This window comes from Microbacterium sp. Root53, assembly GCF_001426925.1.
Lineage (GTDB): Bacteria > Actinomycetota > Actinomycetes > Actinomycetales > Microbacteriaceae > Microbacterium.
On the sequence record NZ_LMFR01000012.1, the window covers coordinates 136,563 to 154,021 of the forward strand.

Sequence of the window (17,459 nt, forward strand, 5' to 3'; positions counted from 1 at the left end):
ATGCATGTCTCCTCGCCGCGCGGATGTGATCTCGGTACCGGATGGAAGCCCGCTCAGCCCGCGGCGAGCGCGCTCCACGCCACGACGGCCGCGGCGGCCGACCACGCCTGGGGCCGGCACGCGGCCGGGTACGGCGTGGGCGCCGCGGTCTCGGTCGCGGGGTCGCCGCTGTGCAGCTCGGGCACGCGGTACCCGAAGCCCTCCGCCGCGGCGAGCAGCCCGCCCACCACGCCGCGCGCCTCGTCGCGCAGGCCCGCGCGGAGCATGCCGTGCGCGGCGATCGCGGTGTCGTGCGCCCACACGCTGCCGCCGTGGTACGACAGCGGCCAGTAGCCGCCGGCCCCCGTGGACATGGTGCGGATGCCGTAGCCGGACGACATCGACTCCCCCAGCAGCAGCGAGGCCACGTGGCGCTCGTCGTCGGGATCGAGGATGCCGGTGCCGAGCAGATGGCCGATGTTGCTGGTGAGCGTGTCCACCGGGCGCTTGTCGCGGTCGAGCGCGACGGCGGGATAGCGACCCTCCGGGGTGGAGACCCAGTACGCGTCCGCGAACCGGCCGCGCAGCGTCGCGGCCCACTCGCGCAGGCCCGTGGCGTCCTCGCCGAAGCGATCGAGCACGTCCGCGCCCCCGAGGACCGCCTCGTACGCGTACCCCTGCACCTCGCACAGCGCGATGGGCCCCTGCGCGAGCGCGCCGTCGCGCCACTGGATCGAGTCGCCCGAGTCCTTCCAGCCCTGGTTCGCGAGGCCGCGCCCGGATCGGTCGAGGTAGTCGAGGAACCCGTCGCCGTCGCTGTCGCCGTGCTCGGTGATCCAGGTCAGGGCGCGCCGCAGATGCGGCAGGAGCGCGCGGACCTCGTCGTCCGGCATGCCGGCGCGCCACGCGTCGACGAGCAGGCACACCCACAGCGGCGTCGAGTCGACGCTCCCGTAGTACGTGGGCGGCAGCACTACCTGCTCCCCCGGGATCTCGAGCGTCGTCGCGCGCAGCTCGTGCAGGATCTTGCCCGGCTCCTGCGCGGAGTCCGGATCGTCCTCGGCGCCCTGCAGACGGGCGAGGACGCGCAGCGTGGACGCCGCGATGCTCGCGTCGACAGGGAGCAGGAGACGCGCCGCCCAGATCGAGTCGCGGCCGAACAGCGTGAAGAACCACGGCGCTCCGGCCGCGTAGAACTCGTCCTCGGGCGCGTCCGGGAGCGCGAGCCGCAGCGCGTCGAGGTCGTCGAGCGCCGTGGCGAGCCACCGGGCCAGGCGCGGCTCGGGTCCCCGGACGGATGCGGCGAGCGCCGGCGCGTCCCAGGGCGCCGGGCGCGCAGCGGGCCGCACCACGAGCGTGTCGTCCGACAGCGCGACGACCCAGTCCACCGACACGCTTCCGCGCGGGGGCGCCGAGACCCGCCACTCCAGCTCGACGAGCTCCTCCGCGATCCGCACCTCCCCCCGGTGCGCCACCACGGTGAACCGGTGCGTCCCTGCGGCGACCGCGACCGATCCCTCGGTCGACAGCACCTCGAACTCCGCCGGCTCGGCCTCCCCCGCCTTGACCGCGTGCAGCGACGCGAACTCGGGCCGCAGTCGCACGCGCAGCGTCGCCTCGACGGGGATCGAGCGCCCGTTGCGGATCTCGAGGCGCTCCCGGACGGCGGCCCCCTCCGCCGTCCGGTCGCGGATCAGGCGCACGCGCGGATCCGGCATCGCATCGTCGATCGCCCGCAGCAGCCCGGAGAACACGATGCGCGACGCGCCCGGGCGCGACGTGCCGATCCACTCGATCGGCGACTCGTCGCACGTCAGCGTGAGCGCGCGCACGTGCCGGACGTCGCCGTGGTAGATCCCGTCGATGGGCGCGGCCCCCAGGTCGCCGCCGGGGCCGGACCACACCTGCGTCGGTGCGCGCAGCACGACCTCGGCCGCGTCGAGCAGCGGCTGCAGCGGCGGGGCGGGCGCGTCGGCGTGGTCGGACGTCATTCCTTCACGGCTCCTTCGCTGGCGTTCATGATGCGGCGCTGGAACACGAAGAACAGCACCGCGACGGGGATCGTCATGATGGCCGCCGCCGCGAGCTTCAGCGGGTACTGGCTCCCCTGGCTCAGCTGCCCGCTCGCGAGCGACGCGACGCCCTTGGTGAGGGTCGTCAGCTCGGGCGACTGCGTCGAGACGATGAAGTGGTTCAGCTCGTTCCACGACCCCTGGAACGACAGGATGATGATCGTGATGAGCGCCGGGCGCGCCATGGGCAGCACGACGGACCAGAACGTGCGGAACACGCCAGCGCCGTCGATCCTCGCCTGCTCCTCGACCGCGGTCGGGATGGACTCGAAGAAGTTCTTCATGATGAACACGCCCGCGGCATCCACCAGCAGCGGCAGCACCATGCCCGCGTACGAGTCGTACATGCCGAGCTGGTTGATCACGAGGAACTTCGGGATGAGCAGCACGACGGCGGGCACCGACATCACCGCCACCAGGGCCGCGAACACCACACCGCGCCCGCGGAACCGCAGGCGCGCAAGGGCGTAGCCCGCGAGCGAGTTGAAGAACACCCGTCCGGCGGTGACGAGGATCGTCACGAGCGCCGAGTTCGTGAACCAGACCGGGAAGTCCGAGTGCAGGAACAGCCGCTCGTACGCGGCCCAGGTGAACGTCGCGGGGAACAGCGAGACGGGCGAGGACGCGGCCTCCGCATCCGGCTTGAACGACGTGGCCACCTGCACCAGGAACGGATAGATGTACACGAGCGCGACCGCCGCGAGCACCGCGTACAGCAGGATCTGCCGCGCCATCACCCCGCCGGATCCCGCGCGGCGCACGCGCAGCGCCGACCCGCTCATCGGACGACCCCCACCCGCGCCTGGTCGACGCTCTCGGCCATGAGCATCCGCCGGCGCGAGACCGGGCGGTCGCGCAGCGCCCACCGCTGGATGAGCGTCATCAGCACGATGATCGCGAACAGGATGAACGCGATCGCCGCGCCCTGACCCCACTCCTGCGACAGGAAGGCCGAGTGGTAGCTCAGGTACGCGGGCGTGAGGGTGGTCTTGCCGGGCGCACCCTGCGTGCCGGTGTAGATCTGGTCGAAGACCTGCCAGCACCCGATCAAGCCGAGCGTGAGCACCGTGAACAGCGTGGGCCGCAGCTGCGGCAGCGTGACCTGCCAGAACCGCTGCCAGGCGTTCGCGCCGTCGACCATCGCCGCCTCCGTCACGTCGCCGCCGAGGTTCTGCAGCGCCGCGAGGAACAGCAGCATGAAGGTGCCCGACGTGGTGAACACCGCCATCGCGATGAACGCGCTCATCGCGACGGAGGGCCCGGCGAGCCAGTCCCACCACGTCACGCCGAGCGCCCGGTTCTCGGCCAGGGCGCCGGTCGGCTGCGTGATCCCGAGCGCGCCCAGCGCGATGTGCACGATGCCGCGCGGATCGTTGAACCAGTTCGGGCCCGCCGCCCCGATGTACGACATCACGCGGTTCACGACGCCGTTGGTCGAGAACAGGAACAGCCACAGCACCGTGATGGCGACAGAGCTGGTCACGGACGGGAAGTAGAACGCCGTGCGGAAGAAGCCCTTGCCACGCAGCGCCGCGCCGTTCACCAGGACCGCCAGCAGCAGCGCGAGCGCGGTCTGCACGGGGACCACGAGCAGCACGTACCAGGCGTTGTTGCGCAGGGCGATGCCGAAGTCGCGCTCGGCCAGCCCGCCGCCCGCCGTCACGGCCGCGTAGTTGTCCATCCCCACGAACGACACCGACGGCGACAGCGGGCTGCCTCGCCCCGTCCAGTCGCTCACGCTGACCCACAGGGCCATCAGCACGGGCAGGAAGAGGAAGACGCCGAGGATGATCACCACCGGAAGGGTGAAGATCCAGCCGGCGGCGCCCTCGCCGCGCCGGATCCCGGAGGGACCGGTGCGGCGAGGGCGGGCGGATCGCGCGGTCGAGGCGGTCATGGTCGCCGCCCGTCAGCCGAGCGCGGCTTCGAGGTTCCCCTGCACCGACTGCAGGATGGCCGCCGGGTCTCCGTCGCGCAGACCCTCGAGCTGGGCGTTGAAGTCGGTGATGATGTCGGCCGACCCCTCGATGTTCGGCGGGAACTGCGCGTACTCGGCCCCGTCCAGGAACGGCGCGAGCTCCGGGTTCGCCGACTGCCACTCCTGCGCGGCCGACTGGATGGACGGCATGGGGCCGAAGGCCTCCGAGAACGCGAGCTGCTGCTCCGTGCTGGTCAGGTACTCCACGAGCTCGAGCGCCGCCTCCTGGTTCGGGCTGTCCGCCGCCATGCCCCAGCAGTTGGTGAACTGCAGCGTGCCCTCGCCGCCCGGGCCCGCCGGGAGCGGCGCGACCGTGTAGTTCACGTCGGGGTAGTCGTTGGTCATCGCGCCGCCGATCCAGTTGCCCTCGATGACCATCGCGGCCGCGCCGGTCCCGAACGCCTCGCCACCCCAGCCGGCGCCGATGTCGGCGGCGTACGCGAACGATCCGTCGGTCAGACGGTCCTTGACGTACTGCAGAGCCTCGACGTTGGCGTCGCTGTCGGCGATCGCCTCGCCGCCCTCGATCAGACCTCCCCCGGCCTGCGCCATGAAGACGCCGATGCGCTGGTACTCGGCGCCGAACGCCAGGCCCACGCGGTCCTCGGTCGTGAGCTGCCCGGCGACCGCGGTGAGGTCCTCCCAGGTGGTCGGGATGTCGGCCTCGGTGAGCCCCGCCTCCTCCCACATGTCCTGGTTGATGATCAGCGCCAGCGTCGAGAAGTCCTTCGGAGCGCAGTAGAACTCGCCGTCGTATGTGAAGTTCTCCACGAGCGACGGGTAGAAGTCGTCCTTGTTCTCGAGCTGGTCGCCGTACGGCGCCAGGGAGCCGTTGCTCGCGTACCCGGCCAGAGCGTCGGTCGACAGGTAGAACAGGTCGGGCGGCGATCCGGCGGCGAAGCCCTGCGACAGCTGCTGCGGCAGGTCGTTCGCGACCTGGACGCTCGCCTCGACGCCCGACTCCTCGGACCAGGCGGCCACCGCCTCCTCGACCGCCGCGGTCTCGGCGTCGCCGGACGATCCGATCAGGATGCTGAGCTCGCCCGTGGGCGCCTCGCCGGTCGGCTCGCCGCCGCCCCCGCCCCCGTCGTCGAAGCCGGAGCCGCATCCCGCGAACAGGGCGGTGGTGGCGAGGAGTGCGGTGGCGCCGAGCGCCCGTGTGCTGCTGTGCCGTGCCATGAGACTCTTCTCCTTTGACGAGGCCTGACGGCGGATGATCCGGATTTGATCGTTCAACTCCCGGTGTTGGGGATCACAGTATGAACGTTCCAATGTCTCTGTCAAGAGGGGTGCGCGAAGGCCTAGGATGAGCCACTACCGGCGCATGCCGGGACGATCGCGAGGGAGACGGGATGAGCCGGGCGCCGAGACTTCAGGATGTCGCGCTCGCGGCCGGCGTCTCACGGCAGACCGTGTCGAACGTGATCAACTCCCCCGAGATCGTGCGGGAGGACACGCGCATCCGCGTGATCAAGGCCATCGCGGATCTCGGGTACCGCCCCCACGCGGCCGCCCGCAGCCTGCGCACCCGGCGCAGCTCGACCATCGCGGTGCACCTCGATCCGTACGCCGGCGGGGTTTCGGGCGTCGTGCTCGACCGCTTCGTGCACGCCCTGGCGGACCTGGCCGGGGATCGGGGGATGCGGGTCCTGCTCTACACGGCGCGGACCGAGGCCGAGGAGATCGCCCGCCTCGGCGACCTGCTGGACGGCGGCGAGGCCGACGCGATCATCATCACCGGCACGTATCACGGGGACCCGCGCACGCAGTGGCTGGCACGGCGCGGCACGCGGTTCGTGGCCTTCGGGCGCCCGTGGGGCGACGACGACCACCACGCGTGGGTCGACGTCGACGGGGCGGCCGGCACGCGCAAGGCGGCGCTCTGGGCCGTGGAGCACGCGGGCCCGGATGTGGCGTTCCTGGGCTGGCCCTCGGGATCGGGCACAGGCGACGACCGTGAGAGCGGATGGCGCTCCGTCGTGCCGGAGGGCCGCGGCGTGCGGCTCGTGTCCGAGGAGAGCGTGAGTGCGGCGCGGGCGGTGGTCGGCGAGGCGCTCGCCTCCGGCGCGGCCTTCGACGCGCTGGTGTGCGCGAGCGACGCCCTGGCGATGGGCGCGCATCTGGCCGCCGTCGCCGCCGGCCGTCCGGAGCTGCCGATCATCGGCTTCGACAACACGCCGGCGGCCGAGGCCATGGGGCTGAGCAGCGTGGAGCAGCTCCCCGAGCAGGTGGCGTCGGCCGCCCTGGATCTGCTGCTGGCATCCGGAGACGACCGCCCGGAGGACCGCCACGTGCTCGTGGAGCCGCAGCTCGTCGTGCGCGGATCCGCCGACGACGGGCAGGAGTGACCGGGGCGGACTGCCCGCCCGGAGCGCCCTGCCGCGGGAGCCCCTGCGCGATATCGTTCTCGCAGAACAGCTGAGGAGGCCCCATGTCCCTGCCCCCGAACCACGACGACGGCGCCACGCCGGAGTCCCCGACGCCTCCGACGCCCCCGGCGCCCCCGGCGCCGGCCGACGACGACGCGCCGCAATTCCAGGCGCCCACGACGCAGACGTCGATCCCGGAGTACACGCTTCCGCCTGCGCCGGTGCCGGACCCGGAGTTCACGGTCCCGCCGGCGCCGCCCGCCCCCGCAGGCGGTCCGCCGCCGCCCCCGGCCGGATCGCCGGAGGCCGCATCGGCCGCCTCCCTCGGCGCCTCGTTCCCCGGCGCGCCGCAGCCGGGCACGACTCCCGCCGATCAGGGCTACCCGGCCCCGGCGCCGCTGCCGCCCTACGCCGCGGCCCAGCCTCAGGGCTATCCGGGCGCGCCCGGAGCCGGACACCCCGGCGGGCAGCCCGGGCCGGGCTATCCCGGGTCCGGCTACCCGGGAGCCCCCTACGGCGGTGCGCCGTACGGCGGCGTCCCCGTCGCGCCGCCCAGCGCGCCCGGCAAGGGCCTGGCGATCACCGCGCTCGTGCTCGGCATCCTGGGCTTCCTCGGCGCGCTGATCCCGTTCGGGATCTTCGTGGCCGGCCTGCTGCTGCTCGCGGCCGTCGTGATCGGCATCATCGTGCTGGTCCGCAGGATGCCCGGCAAGGGCCTCGGCATCGCAGGGCTCGTGCTCGGCGTGATCGGCCTCATCGCCGGGACCGTGTCGACCATCGCGACCGTGAGCTTCCTGACGACGCAGGTGCCGACGATCATCCAGGAGGAGTGCGAGAACCAGGGCCTCAGCCCCGAGGAGTGCGAGGCCCTCATGCAGGGCGGCGGCACGGACGGCGACCCCTCGGGCGCGCCGGCCGATCCCGGTGTCGACGCCGTGCCGATCGCGATCGGCACCCCGTTCGAGGTGCCCATGGTCGAGGGCACGGCGCAGGTGACGGTCAACTCGGTCACGACGTCGGCGGACGCGCTTCCGGGCACCGACATCACGCCCGTCAACGGGAGTTCCTGCTGATCGACATGACGTGGGAGGTCACGTCGGGTTCGGTGGAGTACGTCGACGGCTATGACTTCGTGGAGCTCCTCGATTCGGAAGGCGAGTGGTACTTCAGCGAGTACGACTTCGAGGGCTACCTCGCGTCCGACGCCCTCGAGACCGGCGGCACCGTGCAGGGCCTGGTCGCGTTCGACGTCGACCCGGCCACGGGCCCGTTCGTCATGGAGATCTACGACGAGACCTACGAGCTGGCCTATCGCGGGCAGCTCCCCGGGGTCTGACGCCCCGCCCGAACGGAGCGACCCCCGCACCTTATGGGTGCGGGGGTCTGTTCCAGCTCAGGTAGAGCGGTCTGGGGCGTCGGCGATCGCCGCGAGCGGCGCCGCTCCGACGCCGTCGGAGATCAGCGCGCGGCCGAGCCCTCGACGTAGTCCTCGTCGGTCTGCTTCCAGGCGAACAGGGCGCGGAGCTCCTTGCCGGTCGCCTCGATCGGGTGACCCTGCTCCTTCTCGCGCAGCGCCAGGAACTCCTGGGCGCCGTTGTCCTGGTCCTCGATGAAGCGCTTGGCGAACGCGCCGGACTGGATGTCCGCAAGGACCTCCTTCATGCGCTCCTTCGTGCCGGCGTCGATGACGCGCGGGCCCGACACGTAGTCGCCGAACTCGGCCGTGTCGGAGATCGACCAGCGCTGCTTGGCGATGCCGCCCTCCCACATCAGGTCGACGATCAGCTTGAGCTCGTGCAGCACCTCGAAGTACGCGATCTGCGGCTGGTAGCCGGCCTCGGTCAGCACCTCGAAGCCCGCCTGCACGAGGTGGCTCATGCCGCCGCACAGCACGGCCTGCTCGCCGAACAGGTCGGTCTCGGTCTCCTCGGTGAAGGTCGTCTTGATGACGCCGGCGCGGGTGCCGCCGATGGCCTTCGCGTACGACAGGGCGACGTCCCAGGCCTGGCCCGACGCGTCGCGCTCGACCGCGATGATGTCCGGGATGCCGCGGCCCGCGACGTACTCGCGGCGCACCGTGTGACCCGGGGCCTTGGGGGCGACCAGGATGACGTCCACTCCCTCGGGCGCGTCGATGTAGCCGAAGCGGATGTTGAAGCCGTGCGCGAACGCGAGGGTCTTGCCGGGCTTGAGGTTCGGGGCGATCGACTCCGAGTAGATCGAGCGCTGGTGCTGGTCCGGCGCGAGGATCATGATCAGGTCGGCCCACTCGGTCGCCTGCGCGACGGTCATCACGCTGAAGCCCTCGTCGTGCGCCTTCTGCACCGACTTCGAGCCCTCCTTGAGGGCGATCGCGACCTCGACGCCCGAGTCGCGCAGGTTCTGCGCGTGCGCGTGTCCCTGCGAGCCGTATCCGACGATCGCGACCTTCTTGCCCTGGATGAGCGACAGGTCGGCGTCGGCGTCGTAGAAGATCTCGGTGCTCACGGTTGTGGTTCTCCTTGGTGGGTTGGGGTTCTGAAGCGTACGGGGAGCGTCAGCCGCGGAGGACGCGCTCGGTGATGGACTTGCTGCCGCGGCCGAGGGCCAGCAGGCCCGACTGGGCGAGCTCGCGGATGCCGAAGGGTTCGATCGCCTTGAGGAACGCGTCGACCTTGCCCTTGTCTCCCGTGATCTCGATGACCAGCGCGTCCGGCGCGTAGTCGACCACGTTCGCGCGGAACAGGTTGACGACCTCGATCACGTTCGACCGCGTCTGGTTGTCGGCGCGCACCTTCACGAGCATGTGCTCGCGCTGCACGCTGGTCGACGCGTCGAGCTCGACGATCTTGATGACGTTGATCAGCTTGTTCAGCTGCTTGGTCACCTGCTCGAGCGGCAGCTCGTCGACGTCCACGACCACGGTGATGCGGGACAGACCCGGCACCTCGGTCACGCCCACGGCGAGCGACTCGATGTTGAAGCCGCGGCGCGCGAACAGCCCGGCGACGCGGGTCAGCAGACCCGGCTTGTCCTCGACGAGGAGGCTCAGCACGTGCGTCGTCATCTCAGTCCTCCTGCTCGCTGAATGCCGGCGCGTGGTCGCGCGCGTACTGGACGTAGCTGTTGCTCACGCCCTGCGGCACCATCGGCCACACCATGGCGTCGGCGCTCACCACGAAGTCGATCACGACCGGGCGGTCGTTCGTCTCGAGCGCGGTCTGGATCGCGGCGTCCACGTCCTCGGCCTTCTCGACGCGGATCGCGAGGCAGCCGTAGGCCTCGGCAAGCTTGACGAAGTCCGGGATCCGGATCGTGTCGTGGCCCGTGTTGAGGTCGGTGTTGGAGTACCGGCCGTCGTAGAACAGGGTCTGCCACTGGCGCACCATGCCGAGCGACGAGTTGTTGATGATCGCGACCTTGATCGGGATCTTGTTGATCGCGCAGGTGGCCAGCTCCTGGTTGGTCATCTGGAAGCAGCCGTCGCCGTCGATCGCCCACACGTGGCGGTCCGGCTGCGCCACCTTGGCGCCCATCGCGGCCGGCACCGAGTAGCCCATGGTGCCCGCGCCGCCCGAGTTCAGCCACGAGTTGGGGCGCTCGTACTTGATGAACTGGGCCGCCCACATCTGGTGCTGGCCCACGCCCGCCGCGTACACGCCCTCGGGGCCGGTCAGCTCGCCGATGCGCTGGATGACGTACTGCGGCGCGAGCAGGCCGTCCGTGGTCGGCGCGTAGCCGAGCGGGTACTGCTCCTGCAGCCCGCGCAGGTACGCCCACCACTCGGCGATGTCGGCCTTCTCCCCCGCGGCGTGCAGTGCGGCGTCGAGGTCGACCAGCACGTCCTTGAGGTCGCCCACGATCGGCACGTCGGCCGTGCGGATCTTGGAGATCTCGGCCGGATCGATGTCGACGTGCACGACCTGCGCCTTGGGCGCGAACAGCGCGGCCTTGCCAGTCACGCGGTCGTCGAACCGGGCGCCCAGCGCCACGATCAGGTCGGCCTCCTGCAGCGCCAGCACGGCCGGCACCGAGCCGTGCATGCCCGGCATGCCGAGGTGCTGCGGGTGCGAGTCGGGGAACGCGCCCCGCGCCATGAGCGTCGTCACGACGGGCGCACCGCTCGCCTCGGCGAGGGTCTTGAGCTCCTCGGCCGCGCGGGCGCGGATCACGCCGCCGCCGACGTACAGCACGGGCTGCTTGGCCTGCGCCATGAGGGCTGCCGCGGCCTGGATCTGCTTGCCGTGGGCCTTGGTGACCGGCCGGTAGCCGGGAAGGTCGATCTTGGGGGGCCACACGAAAGGCGCCTCGGCCTGCTGCGCGTCCTTCGTGATGTCCACGAGCACGGGGCCGGGACGGCCGGTCGAGGCGATCTCGTAGGCGGCGGCGATGGCGCCCGGGATGTCCTCGGCGCGCTTGACCAGGAACGAGTGCTTCGTGATCGGCATGGTGATGCCGACGATGTCGGCCTCCTGGAACGCGTCGGTGCCCATGAGGGTCGAGAAGACCTGGCCGGTGATCGCCACGAGCGGCACGGAGTCCATGTACGCGTCGGCGATCGCCGTCACGAGGTTGGTGGCGCCGGGGCCGGAGGTCGCGATCGCGACGCCCACCTTGCCGCTCGCAGACGCGTAGCCCTCGGCCGCGTGGCCGGCGCCCTGCTCGTGACGCACCAGGATGTGGCGCAGCTTCTCGGCCGACATCAGCGGGTCGTACACGGGCAGGATGGCGCCGCCGGGCAGGCCGAAGACGTCGGTGACGCCGAGCAGCTCGAGCGAGCGGACGACCGCCTCGGCGCCCGTGATCACGGGCGCGGAGGCCGGCTGCTGACGGGATGCGGGCGGCCGGGGCGTGGCCGGAGCGGTATCGGAGGGCATGGTGATGCTTCCTTGAGTCGGATCGAGTCGAGGGAGGTCCGCGTGTGAGGAGCGGAATCAGCCGGTCGTCGCGCCCTCCGCTGCGGAGCGCACGAGTCGCGAGTACTTCGCCAGAACGCCTCGGGTGTAGCGCGGGGGCAGGGGTTCCCAGCCGGAACGGCGGGATTCGAGCTCCGCCTCGTCGACGAGTAGGTCGAGAGAGCGGGCCGCGATATCGACCCTGATCAGATCACCATCGCGCACCAGGGCGATCGGACCACCGTCCACCGCCTCGGGTGCAACATGGCCGATGCACAGTCCGGTTGTGCCGCCTGAGAATCGACCGTCCGTCAAGAGTAGTACATCCTTGCCGAGCCCAGCGCCCTTGATGGCCGCCGTGATGGCGAGCATCTCGCGCATGCCCGGGCCGCCCTTGGGGCCCTCGTAGCGGATGACCACGACGTCGCCCGCGGCGACCTTGCCCTCGGCCAGGGCGTCCATCGCGGCGCGCTCGCGCTCGAACACGCGCGCGGGGCCCTCGAAGACCGCGGCGTCGAAGCCGGCCGTCTTCACGACCGCGCCCTCGGGTGCCAGCGAGCCGTGCAGGATCGTGATGCCGCCCGTCGCGTGGATCGGGTCGTCGAAGCGGTGGATGACCTCGCCGTCGATCGGGTCCGGGTTCAGCTCGCGCAGGTTCTCGGCCACGGTCTTCCCCGTGACGGTCAGCGCGTCGCCGTGGATCAGGCCCTCGTCGAGCATGGCCTTCATGATCACGGGGATGCCGCCGTGGCGGTCGACATCGTTCATGACGTACTTGCCGAAGGGCTTCATGTCCGCGACGTGCGGCACCTTGTCGCCGATGCGGTTGAAGTCGTGCAGGCTCAGGCCGATCTGCGCCTCGCGCGCGATCGCGAGCAGGTGGAGCACGACGTTGGTCGAGCCGCCGAGCGCCATGGCGAGCGCGATCGCGTTCTCGAACGACTCCTTCGTCAGGATGTCCTTGGTCGTGATGCCCTGGCGCAGCAGGTTCACGACGGCCTCGCCGGAGCGGTGCGCGAAGTAGTCGCGGCGGCGGTCGGCCGACGGCGGCGCGGCCGAGCCCGGCAGGCTGAGGCCCAGCGCCTCGGCGACCGACGCCATCGTGTTGGCGGTGTACATGCCGCCGCACGCGCCCTCACCCGGAGCGAACGCGCACTCGATGCGCTTGAGGTCCTCTTCGGTCATCAGGCCCGCGCGGCAGGCTCCGACGCCCTCGAACGAGTCGATGATCGTGATGTCCTTCTCGGTGCCGTCCGAGAGCTTCACCCAGCCGGGCGCGATCGATCCGGCGTAGAGGAAGACGCTCGACAGGCCGAGGCGCGCGCTGGCCATGAGCATGCCGGGGATCGACTTGTCGCAGCCGGCGAGCAGGACCGTGCCGTCGAGGCGCTCCGCCTGGATCACGGTCTCGACGCTGTCGGCGATGACCTCGCGCGAGACGAGCGAGAAGTGCATGCCCTCGTGGCCCATCGAGATGCCGTCCGAGACCGAGATGGTGCCGAACTGCAGCGGGTAGCCGCCGCCCGAGTGCACGCCCTCCTTGGCGCCCTGCGCCAGGCGGTCGAGGCTCAGGTTGCAGGGGGTGATCTCGTTCCAGCTGGACGCGATGCCGATCTGCGGCTTCTCCCAGTCCGCGTCGCCCATGCCGACCGCGCGCAGCATGCCGCGCGATGTGGTGGCCTCGATGCCATCCGTGACGACCCGGCTGCGGGGCTTGATGTCGGGGGTTCCGGAGGGGGATGAAGCGAGGTCGACCATGAACGGAAGTCTATGCCCGCACGAGGGCCGCCCCCGTGCCCGTGCAGACCGCCCGACGAGCTCCGTTTCGACGCGTCAGGATGCTCGCGCGTCGGCCAGAGCGGTGAGCAACTCGGCGAGCTCGAGCGGGTCGGCGACGCGCACGCGCGCGGCCGTCTCGCCATCGCCCACGCGGACGCCGAGGTCGTGCGGCGCGAGGCTGCGCAGCGCGTCCTCGTCGGTCACGTCGTCGCCCGCGAACAGCACGGCCGTCGCGCCGGTCTCCGCACGAAGACGGGCGATCGCGGAGTCCTTGCCTTCATGCCGCCAGGCGTATTCGATGACGTTCTTGCCGGTGCGCCGCCGCCAATCGGGGGCCCGCTCCGCGACCAGCACGTCCACGAGCGATCCGGCGCGGCTCGCGTCGGCGGGGGCGGCCAGGCGCGTGTGCAGCGCGAAGCCGTAGGCCTTTCGCTCGATCCACGCGCCCTCGATGTCGTCGACGAGCCGCTCCGCGTCGGCGACGAGCGCGTCCGCGGCCGCGGCCTCCTGCACGACATCCGCCATCGCGACCTCCTCGGGCTCGAAACCCGCGGCGACGGCCGCCGGGCGCCAGAACTCGGCGCCATGGGATCCGGCGAGCCACACCGAGGAGTCGTCAGAGTGGGCGCCGATGACGCGCAGGTCCGTGAGCTGCCGTCCCGAGACGAACGCCACGACCGTGTCGGGCAGCTCCGCGAGCCGGCCCACCGCCTCCGCCGTCTCGGGCAGCGCGCGGACGGCCATCGGGTCGTCGCCGAGGGGCGCGAGGGTGCCGTCGAAGTCGAGCGCGATCAGCAGGCGCTCGGTGCGGGCCAGCTCGGCGATCGCCTCCCGCCAGTCCGGCGCGGTCATGCGCGGTCGCCCGTGGTCTTGGCCGGCCGCGCGGCGCCGTTCCGCGCGGCGCGCGACTTCTGGCGGCGGGCCTGCCGGACCTTGTCGATGTCGCTCAGGAAGTCGTGCGACCAGTCCTCGACGTCGTGCTCCAGCACGCGGCGACGCAGAGCGCGCATCCGACGCGACTGCTCGCCTGGGGACATCTCCACGGCCCGCATGATCAGGTCCTTCAGGCCGTCGATGTCATGGGGGTTGACCAGGAGCGCGCTCGTGAGCTCGTCGGCTGCGCCGGCGAACTCGCTCAGCACGAGCACTCCCGTGTTGTCGGTGCGGGAGGCGACGTACTCCTTGGCCACCAGGTTCATGCCGTCGCGCAGGGCCGTGACGAGCATCACGTCGGCGGCCAGGTAGAGCGCCACCATCTCCTCGCGCGGGAACCCCTGGTGCAGGTAGCGGATGGCCGTGTGGTGCATCGTGTCGTGGTCGCCGTTGATCCGCCCGACCGTCAGCTCGATCTCGTCGCGGAGGTCGGCGTACGCGTCCACACGCTGGCGCGACGGGCTCGCGACCTGCACGAGCGTCGCCTCGCCCACCTTGAGGCGACCGTCCTCGAGGAGCTCGCCGAACGCCTTCAGACGGTGCCGGATGCCCTTCGTGTAGTCGAGACGGTCGACGCCCAGCAGGATCGTCTTCGGGTCGCCGAGCTGCTCGCGGATCTCCTTGGCGCGGGCCTGCACCGCCGGGTCCTCGGCGAGGTCGATGTACGACTGCGCGTCGATCGAGATCGGGTACGCCTTGGCGATCGCCACGCGCGGGTTCTCGCGGTCGTCGTCGCCCGAGGGGACCACGATCTCGCTCGAGCGCGTCGTGTGGTGCAGCACGCGCCGCACCGACCGCTGGAAGTTGCCGGCGTCGGCCTGCCGCTGGAAGCCGATGACGTCGGCGCCCAGCAGCCCCTCGAGCACCTGGCGGCGCCACGGCAGCTGCGAGTACAGCCCGTATGCGGGGAACGGAATGTGGTGGAAGTAGCCGATCGTGACGTCCGGGCGCAGCTCACGCAGCATCTTCGGCACGAGCTGCAGCTGGTAGTCCTGCACCCACACGACCCCGCCCTGCTCGACGGTCTCGGCGGCGGCCTCCGCGAAGCGGCGGTTGACCCGCACGTACGACTCCCACCACGACCGGCGGTACACCGGCGCGGCGATCACATCGTGGTAGAGGGGCCAGATGGTGCCGTTGGCGAAGCCCTCGTAGTACGACTCGATCTCGCCCGCGCTGAGCGGGACGGGCACCAGCCGGGCCCCCTCGAAGTCGAACGGCTCGAGGTCGAGATCGGGCTGTCCGCCCCAGCCGACCCAGGCCCGGTCGGGCTTGCGCATCACGGGCTCCAGCGCCGTGACGAGCCCACCGGGCGAACGCCGCCAGGTCTCGTCCCCGTCGGGCGAGACCACGCGGTCCACGGGGAGACGATTGGCGACGACGACCAGATCTGCGCGAGTCATGAGGCTCCTCCTGCCGGTCTGGCCACAGTATCAGCGGGCCCGTTCGGACACCGTGCCTGGCCCCGGGGCTTGACGTCCCATGCCGCTGTCGTTATGACCGCATGCCATGCGCCCCGCCGGCCGCGCAAGCCCCTGCGGCGCGCGCGGTGTGCCGCTAGCGTGGGGGCCATGGGGATCCGCAAATACCTGAGTGGCACGGGACTGATCGGCACGCTCACGAGCGGCTACGCGCTGCTGCGCGGCGCGAACGCCCAGAACTTCACGTGGCGGACGGCGCTCGGCTGGCTGAGCTGGGCCATCACGTTCGCCCTGACGATCGGCACGATCCTCGACATCCGCAAGGCCAGCCAGGGTCGTCCGGTCTCCGATGACTCGCCCATCAAGGGCAAGGAGGGCAAGTACTACAAGCAGCAGGTCGCCGACACCGGCGGCGCGAAGCGCGCGCGTCGGCGCTGAGCGGTCTCAGCCCAGCGGGATCGAGTACTGCATGAAACCCGTGTCGGTCGCGACGCGGTCGTAGAGGGCGCGGGCGGTCGTGTTGGTGTCCCGCGTGAGCCAGTACACCTTGGCGCAGCCGCGCTCGCGGGCCCACTCGGTCACGTGGGCGATGAGCGCCCGGCCGTACCCGCCGCCGCGGGCCTCGGGCGAGACGAACAGGTCCTCCAGGTAGCAGTACTCCCCCAGCGACCACGTCGCGGGGTGGCTCAGCCAGTGCACCAGGCCGACGGGCGTGCCCGCGTCGTCGCGTACGAGCGCCCCGCGGATCGGTCCCTCCGGCTCGACCAGCCGCCGGAACGTGCCGTCCGTGACCTCGGGCGAGAGAGTCGATCCGTAGAAGTCGAGATAGCCCTCCCACAGGCCCTGCCAGGCGGTGCGGTCGGCGTCGGTGAGCTCGGTCACGAGGGGCATGCGGCCAGGCTATCCGGGGGCTGAGCAACGCGGCGGCGGCGGGCCGCGACCGCCTCGGAGCATCCTGCGAACCGGAATCCGCTCTGGACCCTCCCATTCACCAGGGCGTAACGTTTCAGTTCGCCCGGATATCGGTCAGCACGCGTACCCGACGCGACCGCGGGCGAATCACCCGATCCGCACCGGCTCCGCCGCGCCCTCTCCCGTGGGCTTGGTGGGAGCGGTGCCACCAGATGTGAGAGACAGAGATGATCGACACCCTCGAAGTCCCCAGCATGCGCCTCAGCGACATGGTGGCGGAGCGGATCGCGACCGCGATCATCGACGGCACGATGCCGGCGGGATCGCGCGTGCGGGACCAGGAGCTCGCCCAGAAGCTCGGCGTCTCCCGCATGCCCGTGCGCGAGGCGCTGCAGCGCCTGCAGCGCGTCGGCCTGATCGAGACCGCCGCCAGCCGGTACACGCGCGTCACCGCCGTCACCCCCGAGGTCGCGCAGGCGACGCGCCAGTTCGCCGGCCACTACGTCACGTCCCTGATGCGCATGGCCCTCGCCGCGGCGACGCCCGAAGCCCGGGTCACGGCCGCCGCGGAGATCGACGCGATGGTGGCGGAGCTGGACGCGGGAGGATCGCCGGCGGTGGCGTACCGCGAGCTTCAGGCCCTCTTCATGCGCGTGGCGGACAACGCGTTCATGTCCATGGTGTCCTCCGACCTGGGCCTCGCGATCGAGCGCAATCTCGCCGCCCTCGACGGGCCGGACGGCACCCAGGTGGCGGCCATGCTCCGCGATCTCCGCGATGCCATCCTCGACGGCGACGCGGCCGCGGGCGCGCGGGTGCTGCAGAGCGCGTTCGGCGTCGAAGACGAATGAGCCCCGCCCGGGACACGCCCGGGCCACGCCGTTTCCGGCCCCGATTGGCGCCCTCGGCCGCCGCCTGGTAACGTAGTCCCTCGGTTCGCGAGAGCGGAAAACGCTCCCGGATCATGCACCTCTAGCTCAATCGGCAGAGCAACTGACTCTTAATCAGTGGGTTCAGGGTTCAAGTCCCTGGGGGTGCACCACTCGAGAAGGCCCGGTCCACGCGACCGGGCCTTCTGCGTTGCACGGGCGACGACTCCTGCCCGGGGAGATCGACGGCGATGCCCGGGTACGGCATAGGAT

General features: G+C 71.3%; 16 protein-coding genes and 1 tRNA gene. 6 read left to right on the forward strand and 11 right to left on the reverse strand.

What is annotated here, in order from left to right:
- Positions 1-53 precede the first annotated feature (53 nt).
- Genes ASD19_RS05535 through ASD19_RS05550 form a run of 4 tightly spaced genes read right to left on the reverse strand, consistent with a single transcriptional unit; the run spans position 54 to position 5,208 of the window.
- The gene (locus ASD19_RS05535) at positions 54-1,970 is read right to left on the reverse strand and encodes a glycogen debranching N-terminal domain-containing protein (protein WP_055989532.1); all 1,917 of its coding nucleotides are present in this window, start codon (positions 1,968-1,970) and stop codon (positions 54-56) included.
- Entirely contained in the window at positions 1,967-2,833 is an 867-nt protein-coding gene (locus ASD19_RS05540) for a carbohydrate ABC transporter permease (RefSeq protein WP_055989536.1), read from the reverse strand. The genes ASD19_RS05535 and ASD19_RS05540 overlap by 4 nt, the downstream gene beginning before the upstream one ends.
- Entirely contained in the window at positions 2,830-3,948 is a 1,119-nt protein-coding gene (locus ASD19_RS05545; protein ID WP_055989539.1) for a carbohydrate ABC transporter permease, read from the reverse strand. Before ASD19_RS05545 ends, ASD19_RS05540 begins: the two co-directional genes overlap by 4 nt.
- Before the next feature lie 12 nt (positions 3,949-3,960).
- The gene (locus tag ASD19_RS05550) at positions 3,961-5,208 is read right to left on the reverse strand and encodes a sugar ABC transporter substrate-binding protein (protein WP_055989542.1); all 1,248 of its coding nucleotides are present in this window, start codon (positions 5,206-5,208) and stop codon (positions 3,961-3,963) included.
- A 173-nt stretch (positions 5,209-5,381) separates the two neighbouring features.
- On the opposite strand from ASD19_RS05550, the gene ASD19_RS05555 reads away from it, so the two are divergent.
- From ASD19_RS05555 to ASD19_RS05565, 3 genes are all read left to right on the forward strand, one after another.
- Positions 5,382-6,377, forward strand: coding sequence for a LacI family DNA-binding transcriptional regulator (locus ASD19_RS05555; protein WP_055989545.1), 996 nt, complete (start codon positions 5,382-5,384; stop codon positions 6,375-6,377).
- Between the two features lie 83 nt (positions 6,378-6,460).
- Positions 6,461-7,471 (forward strand): DUF4190 domain-containing protein, encoded by a 1,011-nt coding sequence (locus ASD19_RS05560; RefSeq protein ID WP_055989548.1) that lies wholly within the window; start codon positions 6,461-6,463, stop codon positions 7,469-7,471.
- A 5-nt stretch (positions 7,472-7,476) separates the two neighbouring features.
- A complete protein-coding gene (locus ASD19_RS05565) occupies positions 7,477-7,734 on the forward strand; it encodes a hypothetical protein (RefSeq protein ID WP_055989551.1) in 258 nt (85 codons plus the stop codon).
- 122 nt (positions 7,735-7,856) lie between these two features.
- Here the strand turns inward: ASD19_RS05565 and ilvC are convergent, their stop codons facing one another.
- The 6 genes from ilvC to ASD19_RS05595 all read right to left on the reverse strand — a co-directional run bounded on the left by ilvC (position 7,857) and on the right by ASD19_RS05595 (position 15,387).
- On the reverse strand, positions 7,857-8,885 hold the full coding sequence (ilvC, locus tag ASD19_RS05570) for a ketol-acid reductoisomerase (protein ID WP_055989554.1): 1,029 nt from the start codon (positions 8,883-8,885) through the stop codon (positions 7,857-7,859).
- A gap of 49 nt (positions 8,886-8,934) precedes the next feature.
- Positions 8,935-9,444 (reverse strand): acetolactate synthase small subunit, encoded by a 510-nt coding sequence (gene ilvN, locus ASD19_RS05575; protein ID WP_055989557.1) that lies wholly within the window; start codon positions 9,442-9,444, stop codon positions 8,935-8,937.
- Position 9,445: 1 nt separating this feature from the next.
- The gene (locus ASD19_RS05580; protein ID WP_055989560.1) at positions 9,446-11,254 is read right to left on the reverse strand and encodes an acetolactate synthase large subunit; all 1,809 of its coding nucleotides are present in this window, start codon (positions 11,252-11,254) and stop codon (positions 9,446-9,448) included.
- 57 nt (positions 11,255-11,311) lie between these two features.
- Entirely contained in the window at positions 11,312-13,030 is a 1,719-nt protein-coding gene (gene ilvD, locus ASD19_RS05585; protein ID WP_055989563.1) for a dihydroxy-acid dehydratase, read from the reverse strand.
- Positions 13,031-13,105: 75 nt separating this feature from the next.
- Positions 13,106-13,903 (reverse strand): trehalose-phosphatase, encoded by a 798-nt coding sequence (gene otsB, locus ASD19_RS05590; RefSeq protein WP_055989566.1) that lies wholly within the window; start codon positions 13,901-13,903, stop codon positions 13,106-13,108.
- Positions 13,900-15,387 carry an alpha,alpha-trehalose-phosphate synthase (UDP-forming) gene (locus tag ASD19_RS05595; RefSeq protein ID WP_082543004.1) on the reverse strand — a complete coding sequence of 496 codons (1,488 nt, stop codon included), beginning with the start codon at positions 15,385-15,387 and terminating at the stop codon, positions 13,900-13,902. The genes otsB and ASD19_RS05595 overlap by 4 nt, the downstream gene beginning before the upstream one ends.
- Positions 15,388-15,555: 168 nt before the next feature.
- On the opposite strand from ASD19_RS05595, the gene ASD19_RS05600 reads away from it, so the two are divergent.
- Positions 15,556-15,843: a hypothetical protein gene (locus ASD19_RS05600; protein WP_235562979.1), complete on the forward strand. Its 288-nt coding sequence runs from the start codon at positions 15,556-15,558 to the stop codon at positions 15,841-15,843.
- Between the two features lie 6 nt (positions 15,844-15,849).
- On the opposite strand, the gene ASD19_RS05605 is transcribed toward ASD19_RS05600, so the two are convergent.
- Positions 15,850-16,296: a GNAT family N-acetyltransferase gene (locus tag ASD19_RS05605; protein WP_055989569.1), complete on the reverse strand. Its 447-nt coding sequence runs from the start codon at positions 16,294-16,296 to the stop codon at positions 15,850-15,852.
- A gap of 248 nt (positions 16,297-16,544) precedes the next feature.
- Here ASD19_RS05605 and ASD19_RS14905 point away from each other — a divergent pair, with 248 nt between their 5' ends.
- Together ASD19_RS14905 and ASD19_RS05615 are read left to right on the forward strand one after the other, a co-directional pair.
- The gene (locus ASD19_RS14905; RefSeq protein WP_055989572.1) at positions 16,545-17,168 is read left to right on the forward strand and encodes a GntR family transcriptional regulator; all 624 of its coding nucleotides are present in this window, start codon (positions 16,545-16,547) and stop codon (positions 17,166-17,168) included.
- A gap of 115 nt (positions 17,169-17,283) precedes the next feature.
- A tRNA-Lys gene (locus tag ASD19_RS05615) sits at positions 17,284-17,359 on the forward strand.
- Positions 17,360-17,459: the final 100 nt, after the last annotated feature.